16 protein-coding genes and 1 other RNA gene are annotated in these 15797 nt (G+C 65.9%); 8 read left to right on the forward strand and 9 right to left on the reverse strand.

Going from position 1 to position 15797, the window contains the following annotated elements:
- Window positions 1-106: 106 nt before the first annotated feature.
- The 3 genes from truA to def are packed head-to-tail and all read right to left on the reverse strand — an operon-like array spanning window position 107 to window position 2337.
- Entirely contained in the window at window positions 107-844 is a 738-nt protein-coding gene (truA, locus tag ACSKB9_RS21725) for a tRNA pseudouridine(38-40) synthase TruA (RefSeq protein ID WP_438075623.1), read from the reverse strand.
- Window positions 844-1779, reverse strand: coding sequence for a methionyl-tRNA formyltransferase (gene fmt, locus ACSKB9_RS21730; RefSeq protein WP_438075625.1), 936 nt, complete (start codon window positions 1777-1779; stop codon window positions 844-846). Before fmt ends, truA begins: the two co-directional genes overlap by 1 nt.
- Before the next feature lie 30 nt (window positions 1780-1809).
- On the reverse strand, window positions 1810-2337 hold the full coding sequence (def, locus tag ACSKB9_RS21735; protein WP_438075627.1) for a peptide deformylase: 528 nt from the start codon (window positions 2335-2337) through the stop codon (window positions 1810-1812).
- 170 nt (window positions 2338-2507) lie between these two features.
- Between def and ACSKB9_RS21740 the strand changes: the two genes are divergently transcribed.
- Complete coding sequence (locus ACSKB9_RS21740; protein WP_316398618.1) at window positions 2508-3725, forward strand: DNA recombination protein RmuC; 1218 nt, start codon at window positions 2508-2510, stop codon at window positions 3723-3725.
- A gap of 195 nt (window positions 3726-3920) precedes the next feature.
- On the forward strand, window positions 3921-5291 hold the full coding sequence (locus ACSKB9_RS21745) for an AmpG family muropeptide MFS transporter (RefSeq protein WP_438075629.1): 1371 nt from the start codon (window positions 3921-3923) through the stop codon (window positions 5289-5291).
- Between the two features lie 130 nt (window positions 5292-5421).
- On the opposite strand, the gene ACSKB9_RS21750 is transcribed toward ACSKB9_RS21745, so the two are convergent.
- The 5 genes from ACSKB9_RS21750 to ffs form a co-directional block, all read right to left on the reverse strand.
- Window positions 5422-5865, reverse strand: a complete 444-nt coding sequence (locus ACSKB9_RS21750; protein WP_371852196.1) for a hypothetical protein — start codon at window positions 5863-5865, stop codon at window positions 5422-5424.
- A gap of 147 nt (window positions 5866-6012) precedes the next feature.
- A complete protein-coding gene (gene recR, locus ACSKB9_RS21755) occupies window positions 6013-6618 on the reverse strand; it encodes a recombination mediator RecR (RefSeq protein WP_016848081.1) in 606 nt (201 codons plus the stop codon).
- A complete protein-coding gene (locus tag ACSKB9_RS21760) occupies window positions 6619-6939 on the reverse strand; it encodes a YbaB/EbfC family nucleoid-associated protein (protein ID WP_028335943.1) in 321 nt (106 codons plus the stop codon).
- A gap of 23 nt (window positions 6940-6962) precedes the next feature.
- Complete coding sequence (locus ACSKB9_RS21765; RefSeq protein ID WP_438075632.1) at window positions 6963-8816, reverse strand: DNA polymerase III subunit gamma/tau; 1854 nt, start codon at window positions 8814-8816, stop codon at window positions 6963-6965.
- A 112-nt stretch (window positions 8817-8928) separates the two neighbouring features.
- Window positions 8929-9025: signal recognition particle sRNA small type (gene ffs / locus ACSKB9_RS21770), an RNA gene on the reverse strand.
- Window positions 9026-9135: 110 nt separating this feature from the next.
- On the opposite strand from ffs, the gene ACSKB9_RS21775 reads away from it, so the two are divergent.
- The 6 genes from ACSKB9_RS21775 to ACSKB9_RS21800 all read left to right on the forward strand — a co-directional run bounded on the left by ACSKB9_RS21775 (window position 9136) and on the right by ACSKB9_RS21800 (window position 14035).
- Window positions 9136-9555: an HIT domain-containing protein gene (locus ACSKB9_RS21775; protein ID WP_016848078.1), complete on the forward strand. Its 420-nt coding sequence runs from the start codon at window positions 9136-9138 to the stop codon at window positions 9553-9555.
- A 7-nt stretch (window positions 9556-9562) separates the two neighbouring features.
- Window positions 9563-10513 carry an NAD(+) diphosphatase gene (gene nudC, locus ACSKB9_RS21780; protein ID WP_438075634.1) on the forward strand — a complete coding sequence of 317 codons (951 nt, stop codon included), beginning with the start codon at window positions 9563-9565 and terminating at the stop codon, window positions 10511-10513.
- A gap of 78 nt (window positions 10514-10591) precedes the next feature.
- Window positions 10592-11539 (forward strand): sugar kinase, encoded by a 948-nt coding sequence (locus ACSKB9_RS21785; RefSeq protein WP_438075636.1) that lies wholly within the window; start codon window positions 10592-10594, stop codon window positions 11537-11539.
- A gap of 75 nt (window positions 11540-11614) precedes the next feature.
- On the forward strand, window positions 11615-12115 hold the full coding sequence (locus tag ACSKB9_RS21790) for an Lrp/AsnC family transcriptional regulator (protein WP_016848075.1): 501 nt from the start codon (window positions 11615-11617) through the stop codon (window positions 12113-12115).
- 161 nt (window positions 12116-12276) lie between these two features.
- Complete coding sequence (locus ACSKB9_RS21795) at window positions 12277-12588, forward strand: hypothetical protein (protein WP_229161883.1); 312 nt, start codon at window positions 12277-12279, stop codon at window positions 12586-12588.
- Complete coding sequence (locus ACSKB9_RS21800; RefSeq protein ID WP_438075639.1) at window positions 12569-14035, forward strand: methyl-accepting chemotaxis protein; 1467 nt, start codon at window positions 12569-12571, stop codon at window positions 14033-14035. Before ACSKB9_RS21795 ends, ACSKB9_RS21800 begins: the two co-directional genes overlap by 20 nt.
- Window positions 14036-14180: 145 nt before the next feature.
- On the opposite strand, the gene ACSKB9_RS21805 is transcribed toward ACSKB9_RS21800, so the two are convergent.
- Window positions 14181-15680: a phosphomannomutase/phosphoglucomutase gene (locus ACSKB9_RS21805; protein WP_438075641.1), complete on the reverse strand. Its 1500-nt coding sequence runs from the start codon at window positions 15678-15680 to the stop codon at window positions 14181-14183.
- Between the last annotated feature and the right edge of the window lie 117 nt (window positions 15681-15797).

Raw genomic sequence — 15797 nt, forward strand, 5'->3', positions numbered from 1 at the left:
CAGTCTGTAGGATGGGTAGAGCGCAGCGAAACCCATTACCTCGAATCGCGGCGCACATGATGGGTTTCGCCTCGCTCTACCCATCCTACAAGATCATTCACACCGCCTAGTAATCCACCCGCATCAGGTAGAGCCCGTCCGGCGGCGCCACGGGGCCGCAGGCGGCGCGGTTGCGGGCGGCGAGCGCACCGGCAAGATCGTCGGCGCTCCAGCGACCCTCGCCGACCCACACCAGCGAGCCCACCATCGAGCGCACCTGGCTGTGCAGGAACGAGCGCGCCGACGTCACGATGTTGACGGCGTCGCCCTCGCGCGTGACGTCGAGCTGATCGAGCGTCTTCTCCGGCGACTTGGCCTGGCACTCGGTGTCGCGGAAGGTGGTGAAATCATGCTTGCCGAGCAGGCGCTGCGCGGCGGCGTGCATCGCGTCAGCATCGAGCGCGCGCGGCACGCGCCAGACGCGGCCGATGTCGAGCGCGAGGTTCGCGCGCGTGTTGGTGATGCGATAGAGATAGTGCCGCCTTGTCGCGGAGAACCGCGCCTCGAAATCGTCGGGCACGATGTCAGCCGCGAGCACGCCGATCGGATTGGGCCGCAGATGCGCATTCAGCCCGTCGCGAAAGCGGCCGGGCGGAAAATGCTTGGCGATGTCGCAATGCGCGACCTGGCCGCGCGCATGCACGCCGGCATCGGTACGCCCGGCGCCGTGGACGCGCACGTCCTCGCCACAGATCGCCTTGACCGCCGCCTCCAGCGCGCCCTGCACGGTCGGCGCGGTGTCCTGGATCTGCCAGCCGGAGAACGGCGTGCCGTCATACTCGATGGTGAGCTTGTAGCGGGGCATCAGCTGAGTCGCGCAGGCGGCTTCAGCGGCGTGCCGCGCAGGAAATCCGCCGCCTTCATCGGCGCCTTGCCGGCGCGCTGCAGTTCGAGGATCCGGATCGCGCCGTCGCCGCAGGCGATCGCGAAATTGTCGTCGAGCACAGCGCCCGGTGCGCCCGAGCCTTTCGCCTGCTCGCAGCGCAGGATCTTCAGTCGCACCGGCTCGCCTTCGCCGGTGAGCTCGCACCAGGCGCCGGGAAACGGCGAGAGCCCGTGAATGTGCCGCAGCACCGCATGCGCCGGCTGTGTCCAGTCGATCCGCGCCTCGGCCTTCTCGATCTTGGCCGCATAGGTGACGCCGTCCTCGCTCTGCTTCGTCAGCTGCAAGCCGCCGCGCCCCAGCGCCGCCATCGCGCGCACCATCAGGTCGGCACCGAGCGGCGCTAGCGCGTCGTGCAGATCGGATGCCGTCATGCTGTCCGATATCGGCAACCGCTCGGCCATCGCGACGTCCCCGGTGTCGAGGCCGACATCCATCTTCATCACCATCACGCCGCTCGCGGCATCGCCAGCCATGATGGCGCGGTTGATCGGCGCGGCGCCGCGCCAGCGCGGCAGCAGCGAGGCATGCAGGTTGAAGCAGCCGAGCTTCGGCGCGTCGAGAATGGCTTGCGGCAGGATCATGCCATAGGCGACGACGACGGCGGCATCCGCGTCATGCGCGCGAAACTCCTCGAGCGCTTCCGAGGTCTTGAGGGTCTTCGGCGTCAGCACGGGAATGCCGAGGCGGCGCGCCTCCTGCTCGACCGGCGTCGGCTGCAATTGCAGGCCGCGCCGCCCGCCCGGCTTCGGCGCGCGGGTGTAGACCGCCACGACCTCATGGCCATGGGCCACGAGCTCCAGCAGCGTCGGCACCGCGAAATCGGGCGTGCCCATGAAGATCAGGCGGAGAGGCATGCGATCGATTTCTTCCGAGAATAAGCGGCGTTACTCCGCCGCGCGCTTGGCGGCCTTCTCGAATTTCTTGAAGACGCGGTCGCGCTTCAGTTTCGACAGATAATCCACGAACAGCACGCCGTTGAGATGATCGATTTCGTGCTGGATGCAGGTGGCGTAGAGCCCTTCCGCATCCTCCTCATGCACCGTGCCGTCGAGATCGGTGAATCGCACGCGTACCCGCGCCGGCCGCTCGACCTCCTCGTAATATTCGGGGATCGACAGGCAGCCCTCTTCGTACACCGACAGCTCTTCCGAACGCGCAATGATCTCCGGATTGATGAAGACGCGCGGCTTCGCCGTGGTCTCGCCGTTCTCGTCGCGCTTGGCGAGGTCCATGGTGATCAGCCGCAGCGGCTGCGCGACCTGGATCGCCGCGAGCCCAATGCCGGGCGCGTCATACATGGTCTCGAGCATGTCGTCGGCCAGCTTGCGGATCTCCGGCGTCACCTTCTCGATCTGTTTCGACACCAGCCGCAACTGCTTGTCCGGCAGGATGATGATTTCTCTTAATGCCATGGCGGCGATTTAAGCTGCTGACTTCATGGGGTCAATGCGCTCAGGAACCCGTTAGGACAACGTTAACCACGTTTCTTCACCCCGCATTAACCGTGAAAATCAGGAATGCATTTACCATAAGCGTTCCCTCTTCGTTCGCACCTGGCCGCGAATCGGCTACAACTGCCGGCATGAACGAGATTCTCCTCACGATTGGCGACCTTCCCGTCCGTGTCTCCGACGCATTGATCGGCCTTGGGGCGCTGGCGCTGATCCTGCTGTTCGCCATTGCGGTGGTGATCGCACGCGCCAGCCGGCGCGGCGCGGAACTCGCAATGGCCCAGGCCATCCGCGCCGAAGAGCTGGAGGAGCGCCTCGCCGACATGCTGCGGGCCCAGAGCGAATCCTCCGGGCGGGTCGATGCCAAGGTTGATACTATGGCGCAGGCGCTGGCCGGCCGCCAGGCCGAGATGGCCCGGGCCGTCAACGAGCGGCTCGATTCGGTGACCCACCGGGTCGGCCAGTCGATGGAGCAATCGACCCGCAACACGATGGATTCGCTGCGCGTGCTGCATGAGCGGCTCGGCATCATCGACCACGCGCACAAGAACCTCAACGAACTCACCACCCAGGTGACGACGCTGCGCGACGTGCTCGCCAACAAGCAATCGCGCGGCGCCTTCGGCCAGGCGCGGATGGAGGCGATCGTCCAGGACGGCATGCCGAAGGGCTCGTTCGAGTTCCAGTACACGCTGACGTCGGGCAAGCGGCCGGACTGCGTGGTGTTTCTGCCCGACCAGCGCCCGCTCTGCATCGACGCGAAATTCCCGCTCGAGGCCATGACCGCGCTGCACGATGCGCGCAGCGACGAGGAGCGCAAATTCGCCAGCCAGCGGCTGCGCGCCGACGTGCTGAAGCATGTCAGCGACATCGCGGAGAAGTACCTGATCCCTGGCGAGACCCAGGACACCGCGCTGATGTTCGTGCCGTCGGAATCGGTCTATGCCGAGATCCATGACGGCTTCGACGACGTGATCCAGAAGGCCTATCGCGCGCGCGTCGTGCTGGTATCGCCCTCGCTCTTGATGCTGGCGATCCAGGTGATGCAGCAGATCCTGAAGGACGCCCGCATCCGCGACGCCGCCGACCAGATCCGCAACGAGGTGATGCATCTCGGCGACGACCTCGGCCGCCTGCGCGATCGCGTGCTCAAGCTGCAGACCCATTTCGGCCAGGTGAACGAGGACGTCAGGCAGATCCTGATCTCCGCCGACAAGATCGAGAAACGCGCCGGCCGGATCGAGGAACTCGACTTCAGCAAGTCCGAGACCCCGATCGAGGTCCCCCGCTTCGTCAAGCCCGCCCCCGACCTGTTCCCCGCCCCGCGCAAGCTGCAGGCGGGGGAGTAGCCCCGAAGTCACCTCGCCCCACTTGCGGGGAGAGGTCGAAATTCGCGCATCGCGCGAATTTCGGGTGAGGGGGAGCTTCCGCACATTGCACCCATCATAATTCGCTGAGAAAGCCCCTCACCCCAACCCTCTCCCCGCGAAAGAGCGGGGAGAGGGAGCCAAGGCAGCTGCGGTCGAATCTGCTAACAGAGGGACATGACCGCGCCCGAAGTGACCGCGACCCAACCGGAAAAGAATCCCCCCGCCGCCACCTCCTGGCGCGACAGTTTTGCGGTGTATCTGCAGCCGCGGGTGCTGGTCGTGCTGCTGCTGGGCTTCTCCTCGGGGCTGCCGCTGGCACTGTCGGGCTCGACGCTGCAGGTCTGGATGAAGGAGGCCGGGGTCGATCTCGGCACCATCGGGCTGCTGGCGCTGATCGGCACGCCCTACACGCTGAAATTCCTCTGGGCGCCGCTGGTCGACGCGCTGCATGTTCCGCTGTTCACGCAGATGTTCGGCCGCCGCCGCGGCTGGCTGCTGTTCTCGCAGTTGCTCTTGATCGCGGCGATCCTGGTGCTGGCGATGGCCGATCCGGCGCACTCGCCGTGGTTCGCGGCCTTCGCCGCGCTGCTGGTCGCAACCGCATCGTCGACGCAGGACATCGTGGTCGATGCCTTCCGCGTCGAAAGCCTGCCTGAAAGCGAGCAGGCCGCCGGCATGGCGTCCTATGTCGCGGCCTACCGCGTCGGCATGCTGGTCTCGACCGCAGGCGCGCTGTTCATCGTCAGCGGCTTCGAGTCCGCTGGCCTCGTGCGCCTGTCGGCCTGGATGTGGGGCTATGTGGTGATGGCCGCGCTGGTCGTGATCGGCATCGTCACCGCGCTTGCGGCGACCGAGCCGACGCAATCGAAGGGCGCGGAGGCGGCGACGCATGCGCAGAACGCGGCCGAACGCGTGCTACATGCCGCGCTCGGCGCGTTCTCCGAGTTCCTCAGCCGCAAGGACGCCTTCGCTGCGCTCGCCTTTGTGGTGCTGTTCAAGTTCACCGACGCGTTCTCGGGCACCATGACCGCGCCGTTCGTGATCGACATCGGCTTTTCCAAGGTCGATTACGCGGCGATCGTGAAGGGCGTCGGCCTTGCCGCAACCCTGATCGGCGGCTTTGCCGGCGGCTTCGTGGCGCGGCGCTATTCGCTGGCGACCAGCCTCTGGATCGGCGGCGTGCTGCAGGCGGTCGCCAACCTGTCGTTCTCCTGGCTCGCCCATGTCGGCGTCGATCAATGGGCGCTCGCGCTTGCGATCACCGCGGAGAATTTCACCAGCGCGATCGGCACCGTGATCTTCGTCGCCTACCTCTCGGCGCTGTGCCGCAACCCGCTGCACACCGCGACCCAGTATGCGCTGCTGACGGCGCTCGCGGCAGTCGGCCGCACCTATCTGTCGTCGGGCGCGGGCTATGTGGCCAAGGCCGTCGGCTGGCAGATGTTCTTCGTGATCTGCGTGCTGGTCGCGATCCCGAGCCTGATCCTGCTCGCCTGGCTGCAGCGGCGCGGGCATTTCGACGAGCTGGGGCCGGTGCGGGTCTAGCTCCCCTGTCATCACCCGCTTCCCTTGACCGGGTGATCCAGTATTCCAGAGGCGTTCGTAATTCAGCGGAGAAGCCGCGGCGTACTGGATCGCCCGGTCGAGCCGGGCGATGACACCGAAGTTGGGGTGACTACTTCGCCACTACGCTCCACTTGGTGACGATGGCTTCGCTCATCTCGCCGGCATCCTTGGCGCAGGCGACTTCGTCGACCTTCACCGAGATTTCCTTGCCGGAGAGGCTTTTGAGCTGCGCGGCCTGGGCGTCGTTGGTCGGAATCAGCTGGAAGGTTTCCGGCCCGGTCTCGAGATTGCACAGACCGTTCGGCGGCGGCAGGCGGCGCGGCTCGCTGGTGATCTGGTAGGTCGCGACGCGCTTGCCGCGGTTCTTGGCGTCACGCACCTTCATGACGCCGAGCTCTCCCGACAGCACGTCGCCGGCGTGGATCATCTTGCCGGGCTTCTGCGGGGCGTCGGCCTGCTGCGCGAGCGCGCAAGGCGCGGCGAACGTTGCCGTCAGAAGCGCAAAGCCCAAACGTACGCCGAACAAGCGTACGCCGAATCGGTGTGCCGTCATTGTCAGTGGTTCCGTATCTTGATTCGTCAGAGCGTGAATGACCGTCCCCGAATTGGCATCCACACTACCATTTTGTTTTGGTGCGATCTTTCGGATTGTAACCGATCGCTTGGCGCCTGACGCCGTGCTCGGCGCCGGCATCGCGCGCTAGAACAGCGTCCGCTGCCGCATCGCTGCAGATAGCGTACCTTCATCGAGGTAATCAAGCTCTCCGCCGACCGGCACGCCATGCGCCAGCCGCGTCACCCGCACATTGGCCTCCGACAACAGGTCGGTGATGTAATGCGCGGTGGTCTGGCCATCGACCGTCGCATTCAGCGCCAGGATGATCTCGCTGACCTCAGGCGCATGCGCGCGCGCCACCAGTTGATCGATGGTGAGATCCTGCGGACCGACGCCGTCGAGCGGCGACAGCGTCGCGCCCAGCACGTGATAGCGGCCATTGGTCGCATTGGCGCGTTCCAGCGCCCAGAGGTCGGCGACGTCCGCGACCACGACGATGATCGAGGGATCGCGGCGCGGATCGGTGCACACCGTGCAGGGGTTTTGTGTATCGATGTTTCCGCAGGTCTTGCAGACCTGGATTTTCTCGATAGCCACCTGCAGCGCCGCGGTCAGCGGCGTCATCAGGGCTTCGCGCTTCTTGATCAGATGCAGCGCCGCGCGCCGCGCCGAACGGGGCCCGAGGCCCGGCAGCCGCGCCAGCAACTGGATCAGGCGTTCAATCTCGGGGCCGGCGACGCTTGCAGCCATTTAGGTCGGACCAAATCCCGGCGGCAGGCCGAGCCCGCCGGTGAGCGCCATCATCTTCTCCTGCATCGCGGTCTCGGCCTTGCGGCGTGCATCGCCATGCGCGGTGACCAGGAGATCCTCGAGCACCTCGCGTTCCTCCGGCTTCATCAGCGACGGATCGATCTTGATGCCCTTCACTTCCATCTTGGCGGTCATGCGCACCGTGACCAGGCCGCCGCCGGAGATGCCTTCGACCTCGACATTGCCGAGCTGTTCCTGCATCTCCTGCATCTTGGATTGCAGCTGCGCTGCCTGCTTCATCATGCCGAGAAAATCAGCCATGCGTGCGTCCCTGTAGCCAAATATCAATCGTCGTCGCTGTCGGAAGTTTCAATCGGGTCTTCGCCTGACGCATCCGAAACCGGAACCTCGGCGGCAAGGCGGCGAACCTCGACCACCTTGGTGCCGGGGAAGCGCGCCAGCACCTCCTGCACGCGCGGATCGGCCTCGGCGGCGCGCTGGTGCTCGCTGCGCGCCAGTTCGTTCTGCGAGCGCACCGTGGGCTGGCCGGCCTCGTTGGAGATGATCACGGTCCAGCGCCGCCCGGTCCATAGTTCGAGCTTGCGCGACAGATCGGTGACCAGCGCGCGCTGCGCCTTCGGCTCGAGGGCGATCTCGAGTTGGCCGTCCTCGATGCGCACCAGCCGCACATCGGCTTCCAGCGCACTCTTCATCATGATGTCGCGCTTCTCGCCGGCGAGCGCGATCAGCTGCGGAAAGCTCGATATCCGCAGCGCCGGCGCGGCATCGGCGACCGGCGCGGCCATCTGCGGACGCGCGGCGAGATCGGCGCGCGGCGCGGCCTGCGGCGCGCGCACCGGCGCCGACGGCATGGCCGACATCGCCGAGCTCGGTGCGCCGCGTGACGGTGACGACGCGGCGGAACCCGACGTCGCGGGCGCAGCGCCGCCGCCATTCTGCTCGATCATCCGGATCACCTCATCCGGCGTCGGCAGGTCGGCGACATAGGCGATCCGCACCAGAACCATTTCAGCGGCAGCGGCCGGGCGCGTCGCGGTCTGCACCTCGGCGATGCCCTTGAGCAGCATCTGCCACATCCGCGACAGCACCCGCATCGACAGCTTGGCGGCGAACTCGCGCGCCCGCACCCGCTCGGTCTCGCCGAACGCGACATTGTCGGCCGTCCCCGGCACGAACTTCACGCGGGTGACGAAATTGACGAACTCGGCAAGGTCGGACAGCACCACGACGGGATCGGCGCCGACGTCATATTGCGCGCGGAATTCGGCGAAGGCGGCGGCGATATCGCCGCGCGCCAGCTGTTCGAACAGATCGATGACGCGGGTGCGGTCGGCGAGGCCGAGCATCTGCCTGACCGCGTCGGCCTTCACGTTGCCCGCGGCATGCGCGATCGCCTGGTCGAACAGCGACAGCGAATCGCGCACCGATCCCTCGGCCGCGCGCGCGATGATGCCGAGCGCCTCGGGCTCGACCTCGACGCCTTCCCTAACCGCGATGTTGCCGAGATGCTTCATCAGCACGTCGGCTTCGACGCGGCGCAGGTCGAAGCGCTGGCAGCGCGACAGCACCGTGATCGGAACCTTGCGGATTTCGGTGGTGGCGAACACGAACTTGGCGTGCTCCGGCGGCTCCTCCAGCGTCTTCAGGAAGGCGTTGAAGGCCGCCGTCGACAGCATGTGGACTTCGTCGATGATGTAGACCTTGTAGCGCGCGCTGGCCGGCGCGTAGCGCACGCTGTCATTGATCTGGCGGACATCGTCGACGCCGGTGTGGGACGCGGCGTCCATCTCCAGCACGTCCATGTGCCGGCTTTCCATGATCGCCTGGCAGTGCACGCCGAGGTCGGGCATGTGGATGGTCGGCCCCTGCACCGAGCCGTCCGGCTTGGCGTAGTTCAAGGCGCGGGCGAGGATGCGCGCGGTGGTGGTCTTGCCGACCCCGCGGACGCCGGTCAGAATCCAGGCCTGCGGAATCCGCCCGGTCTCGAACGCGTTCGAGACGGTGCGCACCATGGCCTCCTGGCCGATCAAATCCTGGAAGCTGGAGGGGCGGTATTTGCGGGCGAGAACGCGGTAGGGTTTTGCGGCGTCCGGCGCACCGCCGAGATCGAAACCGCCGTCAAGGCTCCCTTTGCCTGCGCCGTCGGACGGATGGGAGGGGTCGCCAGCGTCATTCATGCATCGATCCGCAACTTGGGAATTGTCTCTTCAGCCGGCGTGCGGATAGGAGCCAAAATCGAGCGCCGGGCGCGGAGACCGCCATTCCAGCGCGATTCGCTCGGAAAAACAGGTAGGAGACTGACGAGCGACCCGATCCGGACCTCGTTAGGGCTGCTTCCTTCCGGACCTGACCCGGTTGGCGAGTGGCTCGTCCACCGCCAATCTCCCGGTCCCTATTTGGGGCCAAAACCGCCGGAAAGCAAGCGGCCTGACCCGGCTTTGTAAGGCTGGCTTTGCGGGACTTGTCTGGGAACACGGAAAGGCATTATTTGCCCCCATGTCCGCCTCCAATTGGTCGCTGCATTCGCAGCTCAAGAAAGACACCATCGACATCGGCGACCTGCCGCTGTGCAAGGTGCTCGTCATCAAGGATGCGCATTATCCGTGGCTGCTGCTGGTGCCGCGGCGCGACGGCGCGGTCGAGATCATCGACCTCGACGAGGTCGCGCAAGCGCAGCTGATGACGGAAATCACCCGCGTCTCGCGGGCCCTGAAAGAGGTCACCAAGTGCGACAAGCTGAATGTCGCAGCGCTCGGCAACCTCGTCCCGCAGCTGCACGTCCACGTCATCGCGCGCCGCACCAGCGACGCTGCATGGCCGCGTCCCGTTTGGGGCGTGATGCCGCCGCTGGCGCATGACGCCGAGGAAGTGCAGAATTTCATCAGCGCGCTTCGCCGCAAGATCTGGTTGGGTTGAACATTCAATGTCTGCATTCGATTCATTTCCGCTCGGCCAGCCGGCCTTTGTCACCCACGTGCTGGACCGCGCCGCGCATCTGCGCACCAACGACGAGAAGCTGTTCGCGCTGGAGGGCCACCGCGAGGCCCGCGCCTATGTGATCTATCGCGACTCGCTGGTGGTGAAGCAGGAGGATGGCGGGGCCCGCGCGCTGCTCTCGCTGGAGGAAGCCCGCAGCTTTGGCGCCAATCCCGGCACGATCTTCCTGGGGCTGCGCGACGCCGCGCCGATCTTCGGCATGGGAATCGCGCCGCAGGCGGCCGAGAAGCTGGTCGGACGCGCCGACGTCGCGATCACCGAATTGCGCGGCATGGCGATGCAGGGCGTGGTGCCGCCCGAGCAGCTCTCGGCCATCGCGATGGCAAAATCGATGGTGACCTGGCATCAGCGCCACGGCTTCTGTCCGAACTGCGGCACCCGCACCGCGATGAAGGACGGCGGCTGGAAGCGCGAATGCCCGAGCTGCAAGGCCGAGCACTTTCCGCGCACCGACCCGGTCGTGATCATGCTGGTGACGTACGGCGACAAGGTGCTGCTGGGACGGCAGAAGCAGTTCATGCCCGGCATGTATTCCTGCCTCGCCGGGTTCGTGGAAGCCGCCGAGACCATCGAGGACGCCGTGCGGCGCGAGATTTTCGAGGAATCCGGCATCCGCTGCACCGACGTCAATTACTACATGACGCAGCCCTGGCCCTATCCGTCATCGCTGATGATCGGCTGCACCGCGCGCGCGACCAACGAGGACATCGTGGTCGACCGCACCGAGCTGGAAGATGCGCGCTGGTTCGACCATGCCGAGGCGTCGCTGATGCTGAAGCGCCAGCATCCCGACGGGCTCGCCGGCCCGCATCCGTTCGCGATTGCCCATCATCTGCTCGGCCGCTGGGTGCATCACCAGAACCCGTTGGAGAAATAGCGGGAACCGGACATCGTTCTGCCGATTAAAGCTGGACACAGTTCTGGCAGTAACGGAACCATTGCGACGGATCCCCGCATGAATTTTCAGAACGGCGCCCCGAAAGTCCCGCCCCGCATCCTCTGCATCGGCCTGCCGGTGCGCGACCTGACCTTTCGCGTCAGCGTTCCGGCGCGCGGCTCCAAGGAGAACGCGACGCATTTCGACGAGATCTGCGGCGGCAATGCGCTGAACGCCGCCATCGGTATTGTCCGGCTGGGCGGGCGCGCTTCGATCTGCGGCCCGATGGGCGATTCGCAGGAGACCTCGAGCCGCTACATCTTCGACAAGCTCGCCCAGGAAGGCATCGAGACCAATCATCTGATCCACATGCCGAACCTGGTCACCCCGATCTCGGCGATCATGATCGACGACAGCGGCGAGCGCACCATCGTCACCTTCCGCGATCCGGAGCTCTGGAAGGTCAAGCTGCCGCCGACCGAACTCTTGCTGGAGGATTGCGCGGCGATCCTGACCGAGAGCCGCTGCGCGCCGTTCTGCACCGAGCTTTGCGCCGAGGCCGTCAAACGCGGCATTCCGGTGGTGGTCGACGTCGACCGCGCGATGTCGATGCGGGAGGGGCTGCTCACCGCCTCCTCTCACCTGGTGTTCTCTAGCGAGCCGCTGCAGGAGACCGCCGACGTCACCGACGACGGCCAGGCGCTGCACAAGCTCGCTAGGCTCACCCCCTCCTTCCTGGCCGGCACCCGCGGGCCGATGGGCACGATCTGGCTCAACGAGAACGGCGAGCTGGAGGAAACCCCGGCCTTCCCGGTCCATACCGTCGACACGCTCGGGGCCGGCGACGTCTTCCACGGGGCGTTCGCCCTCGCCATCACCGAGAAACAGCCGCTACGCGACGCGCTCCGCTTCGCCTCGGCCGCTGCAGCGCTGAAATGCACCCGCTTCGGGGGTGCTTATGCCGCACCGCAACGTACTGAAGTTGAAGAGTTTTTGGGTCAGCACGCCGACGCCAAGCCGGCCTGAGCCGCCACGAATCGCTTGATTTGGAAGATTCTTCTCATATGAGGGATATCGAACCTTCATATGGAACTTTCTTCTATGACCGATGTCGCCATTCAGCTTCATGACAACAGCCGCCGCCTCGACGCGATCGATCGCAAGATTTTGACCGTGCTGCAGGAGGATGCGTCGCTCTCCGTCGCCGAGATCGGCGACCGGGTCGGCCTGTCGTCGACGCCGTGCTGGAAGCGCATCCAGCGGCTGGAGGCCGATGGCGTGATCCTGCGCCGCGTGGCGCTGGTCGACCAGAACAAGATCGGGCTCGGGATTTCGGTGTTCGTCTCGGTCGAGAGCGCCGACCATTCGGAAGCCTGGCTGCGCAAATTCGCCGACGCCGTCAGCGCCATGCCCGAGGTGATGGAGTTCTACCGGATGGCCGGCGACGTCGACTACATGCTGCGCGTCGTGGTCGCGGACATGCAGGCCTACGACGTGTTCTACAAGAAGCTGATCAGTGCCGTGCCGCTGAAGAACGTCACCTCGCGCTTCGCGATGGAGAAGATCAAGTCGGTGACGGCGCTGCCGGTGCCCGCGGCGTAAGCGCCGCCGCACAATCCCACACGATAGGTCGATACCCTCCCAGGTAGTTGGTCGGTTCGGCATTTACCTGAAGTTAGCGCCGGCAGCGGCATTCTGCTGCGATGGAGCCGGGGGAGATCATCCCAGCGAGACGACGGCCTGCATGGCTGGGCGCGGCTGCATTGCTGATCGCGAGCTGGATCGCGGTCGCAACGCTGTCGCTAAAGGTGCGTGCGGGCAGCGACGTGGTGGCCGTGGCCTTTCCGCCATGGTGGCGCGCCGAGCGCGCGCTGCTGGCCGCCGCAGCCGCCAATGCGTCGATCGTTCGGATGACCGCGATCCCGGCCCTGCTGGTGGTGCGGCCTGACCGCAATGGCGGGCTGGGCCGGCTGTACGAGGCCGGCGCCTTGCTGACCATGGATCCGCAGGCGATCGCCGGCTGCTTCACGGCGGATGACGATCTGGGGGTTGGGGATGACCTTCGAAGGCGATGAAATGGCCGCGCTGCGCGAGACGGCCAGCAAGATTCTGCTCGTGGTGCTGTGGCTGCACGTTCCGATCGCGATCATCGTCGGCGTGACGCTGCATGCCGACTGGCTGATGCCGGCCGGCTTCATGGTCGCGATGGCGCTGGCCGCGACGGTGTCGTGGCGCGTCTCGGGGAACGGCGTTTCGACCCGCCTGATCGTTGCCGTGGCCTTGATGGCCGGCGTGTCGATGCTGGTCTACCAGTTTGCCGGCCACCGCTGGCAGGTCGACATGCACATGTATTTCTTCGCCGCGCTGGCGTGCCTTGTCGCCTATTGCGACTATCGGCCGATCGTCGCCGGCACTTTGGCGGTTGCCCTGCACCACCTGACGCTGAATTTCATCCTGCCGGCTGCGATCTATCCCGGCGGCGCCGATTTCGGTCGCGTCGTTCTCCACGCCGTGATCCTGCTGATCGAGGCCGGCGTGTTGATCTGGCTCGCGCACACGCTTGCCGAACTGTTCAGGACGTCGGCGCAGAAAGCGGCGGAGGCCGAGGCCGCCGGTGCCGCCGAGGCGCGCGCCAACGCCGAGCGCATCGAGGCCGAACGCGCCAAGCACGATCGCGATGCCGCGCGGCGCGAGCTCGCCGCCGGCTTCGAGCGCAAGATCGGCGAGGTCGTCGAGGCCGTCGCGGTGGCGGCCGGCGCGATGCAGGACCTGTCAGCAACGATGAACGGCAGCAACGCGGAAACCATCCGCCAGGCCACCGCCGCCGCCTCCGCATCGACGCTGGCCTCGAGCAATGTGGAAACCGTCGCGTCCGCGACCGAGGAGCTGACGGCCTCGATCAACAACATCGCCGAGCAGGTGACGCGCTCGGCGCGGATCGCCGCCAAGGCCGCCGACGAGGCACGCCGCACTAACAGCGTCGTCGAAGGCCTTGCCGCCGGCACGCAGAAGATCGGCGAGGTGGTGACGTTGATCCAGAGCATCGCCAGCCAGACCAATCTGCTCGCCCTGAACGCAACCATCGAAGCGGCGCGCGCCGGCGAGCATGGCCGCGGATTCGCCGTGGTCGCGAGCGAGGTCAAGGCACTGGCCAACCAGACCGCCAAGGCGACCGAGGAGATTTCAGCCCAGATCCAGGACATCCAGAGCGCGACCGGCGCGGCCGTCAGCGCGATCGGGAGCATCGGCACCACGATCGCGGAGATCGACCAGGTCTCGGGCGAAATCGCGGCCGCCGTCGATCAGCAGGGCGCGGCGACCCGCGAGATCTCCAGCAATCTGCAGCAGGCCGCCGATCGCACGCGGGACGTCAACAAGGGCATCCTCAACGTCAACCGCGCCTCCGAACGGGCCGGCAGCGCGACCGCACAACTGCTCGATGCGGCGAACGGCCTGTCGTCGCAATCGGAGTGGCTGAAGACCGAGCTCGACCGCTTCCTGGCTTCGCTGCGGGCGGCGTGAGCACCACCTCCTAAGCTGTCATCGCCCGGCTTGACCGGGCGATCCAGTAGGCCGCGGCCTCTCGGCTCAATCACGACCGTCTCTGGAATACTGGATCACCCGCTTCCGCGGGTGATGACACCATTCTTCGCGGCGAGTACCCAGCTCAGATCTTCTGATTGTACTCGCCGACCTCGGGATGCGTGCGCAGCACGGCATCCATCGCCTCGAACATGTCGTGCATGCGCCGCTCGCTGACCGGGCTTTCCACCACGACCACGAGCTCCGGCTTGTTCGAGGACGCGCGCACCAGGCCCCAGCTGCCGTCCTCGACCGTGACGCGCACGCCATTGACGGTGACGAGGTCGCGGATGTTCTGGCCCGCGACCTTCCCGCCGTTCTGCTTCAGCGTCTCGAAATGCTTCACGACAGCGTCGACGACGCCGTACTTCGCCTCGTCGGCGCAATGCGGCGACATGGTCGGCGACGACCAGGTCTTCGGCAGCGCGTCCTTCAGGTCGGCCATCGACTTGCCGGGCGCGCGGTCGAGCATTTCGCAGATCGCGATCGCCGACACCAGGCCGTCGTCATAACCGCGGCCGAACGGCTTGTTGAAGAAGAAGTGGCCCGACTTCTCGAAGCCGGCGAGCGCGCCCAGCTCATTGGTGCGCCGCTTCATGTAGGAATGGCCGGTCTTCCAGTAGACCGTCTTCGCGCCCTGCTTCTGCAGCACGGGATCGGTCACGAACAGCCCGGTCGACTTCACGTCGACGACGAACTGCGCGTTGGCGTTGATCGCCGACATGTCGCGCGCCAGCATGACGCCGACCTTGTCGGCAAATATCTCCTCGCCGGTGTTGTCGACCACGCCACAGCGGTCGCCGTCGCCGTCGAAGCCGAGGCCGACATCGGCCTTGTGCGCCAGCACCGCATCGCGGATCGCGTGCAGCATCTCCATGTCTTCCGGATTCGGATTATATTTCGGGAAGGTATGGTCGAGCTCGGTGTCGAGCGGGATCACATCGCAACCGATCGCCTCCAGCACCTGCGGCGCGAACGCGCCCGCGGTGCCGTTGCCGCAGGCCGCGACGACCTTCAGCCTGCGCTTCAGCTGCGGCCGGCTGGTAAGGTCGGCGATGTAGCGCGCCGGATAATTCTCGTGGAATTGATAGGAGCCGCCGGCCTTGTTGTTGAATTCGGCGTTGAGCACGATTGCCTTCAGCCGCGACATCTCGTCGGGACCGAAGGTGAGCGGACGGTTGGCGCCCATCTTGACGCCGGTCCAGCCATTGTCGTTGTGCGAGGCGGTGACCATCGCGACGCAGGGCACATCGAGATCGAACTGCGCGAAATAGGCCATCGGCGTCACCGCGAGCCCGATGTCATGCACCTTGCAGCCCGCCGCCATCAGGCCCGAGATCAGCGCGTATTTGATCGAGGCGGAATAGCCGCGGAAGTCGTGACCGGTGACGATCTCCTGGCGGACGCCGAGCTCCGCGATCAGCGCGCCGAGCCCCATGCCCAGCGCCTGCACGCCCATCAGGTTGATTTCCTTGTCGAACAGCCAGCGCGCGTCGTACTCGCGAAACCCGGTCGGCTTCACCATCGGCTCGGATTCGAAGGCATAGGTGTTCGGAACCAGCACGGATTTCGGCTTGGGAAACATGGGTCGGCCTTATGGTCGTATGCAGAAAAACATCGTCGCAGCCTTTAGCGAATGCGCGGGCGGGGCGAAAGCAGAGACTGGGGCTGGTGGCCGACAATTACGGCGGAAATGGCGGCA

This window comes from Bradyrhizobium sp. BR 1433 (assembly GCF_051547665.1).
Classification (GTDB): Bacteria; Pseudomonadota; Alphaproteobacteria; order Rhizobiales; family Xanthobacteraceae; genus Bradyrhizobium; species Bradyrhizobium australafricanum.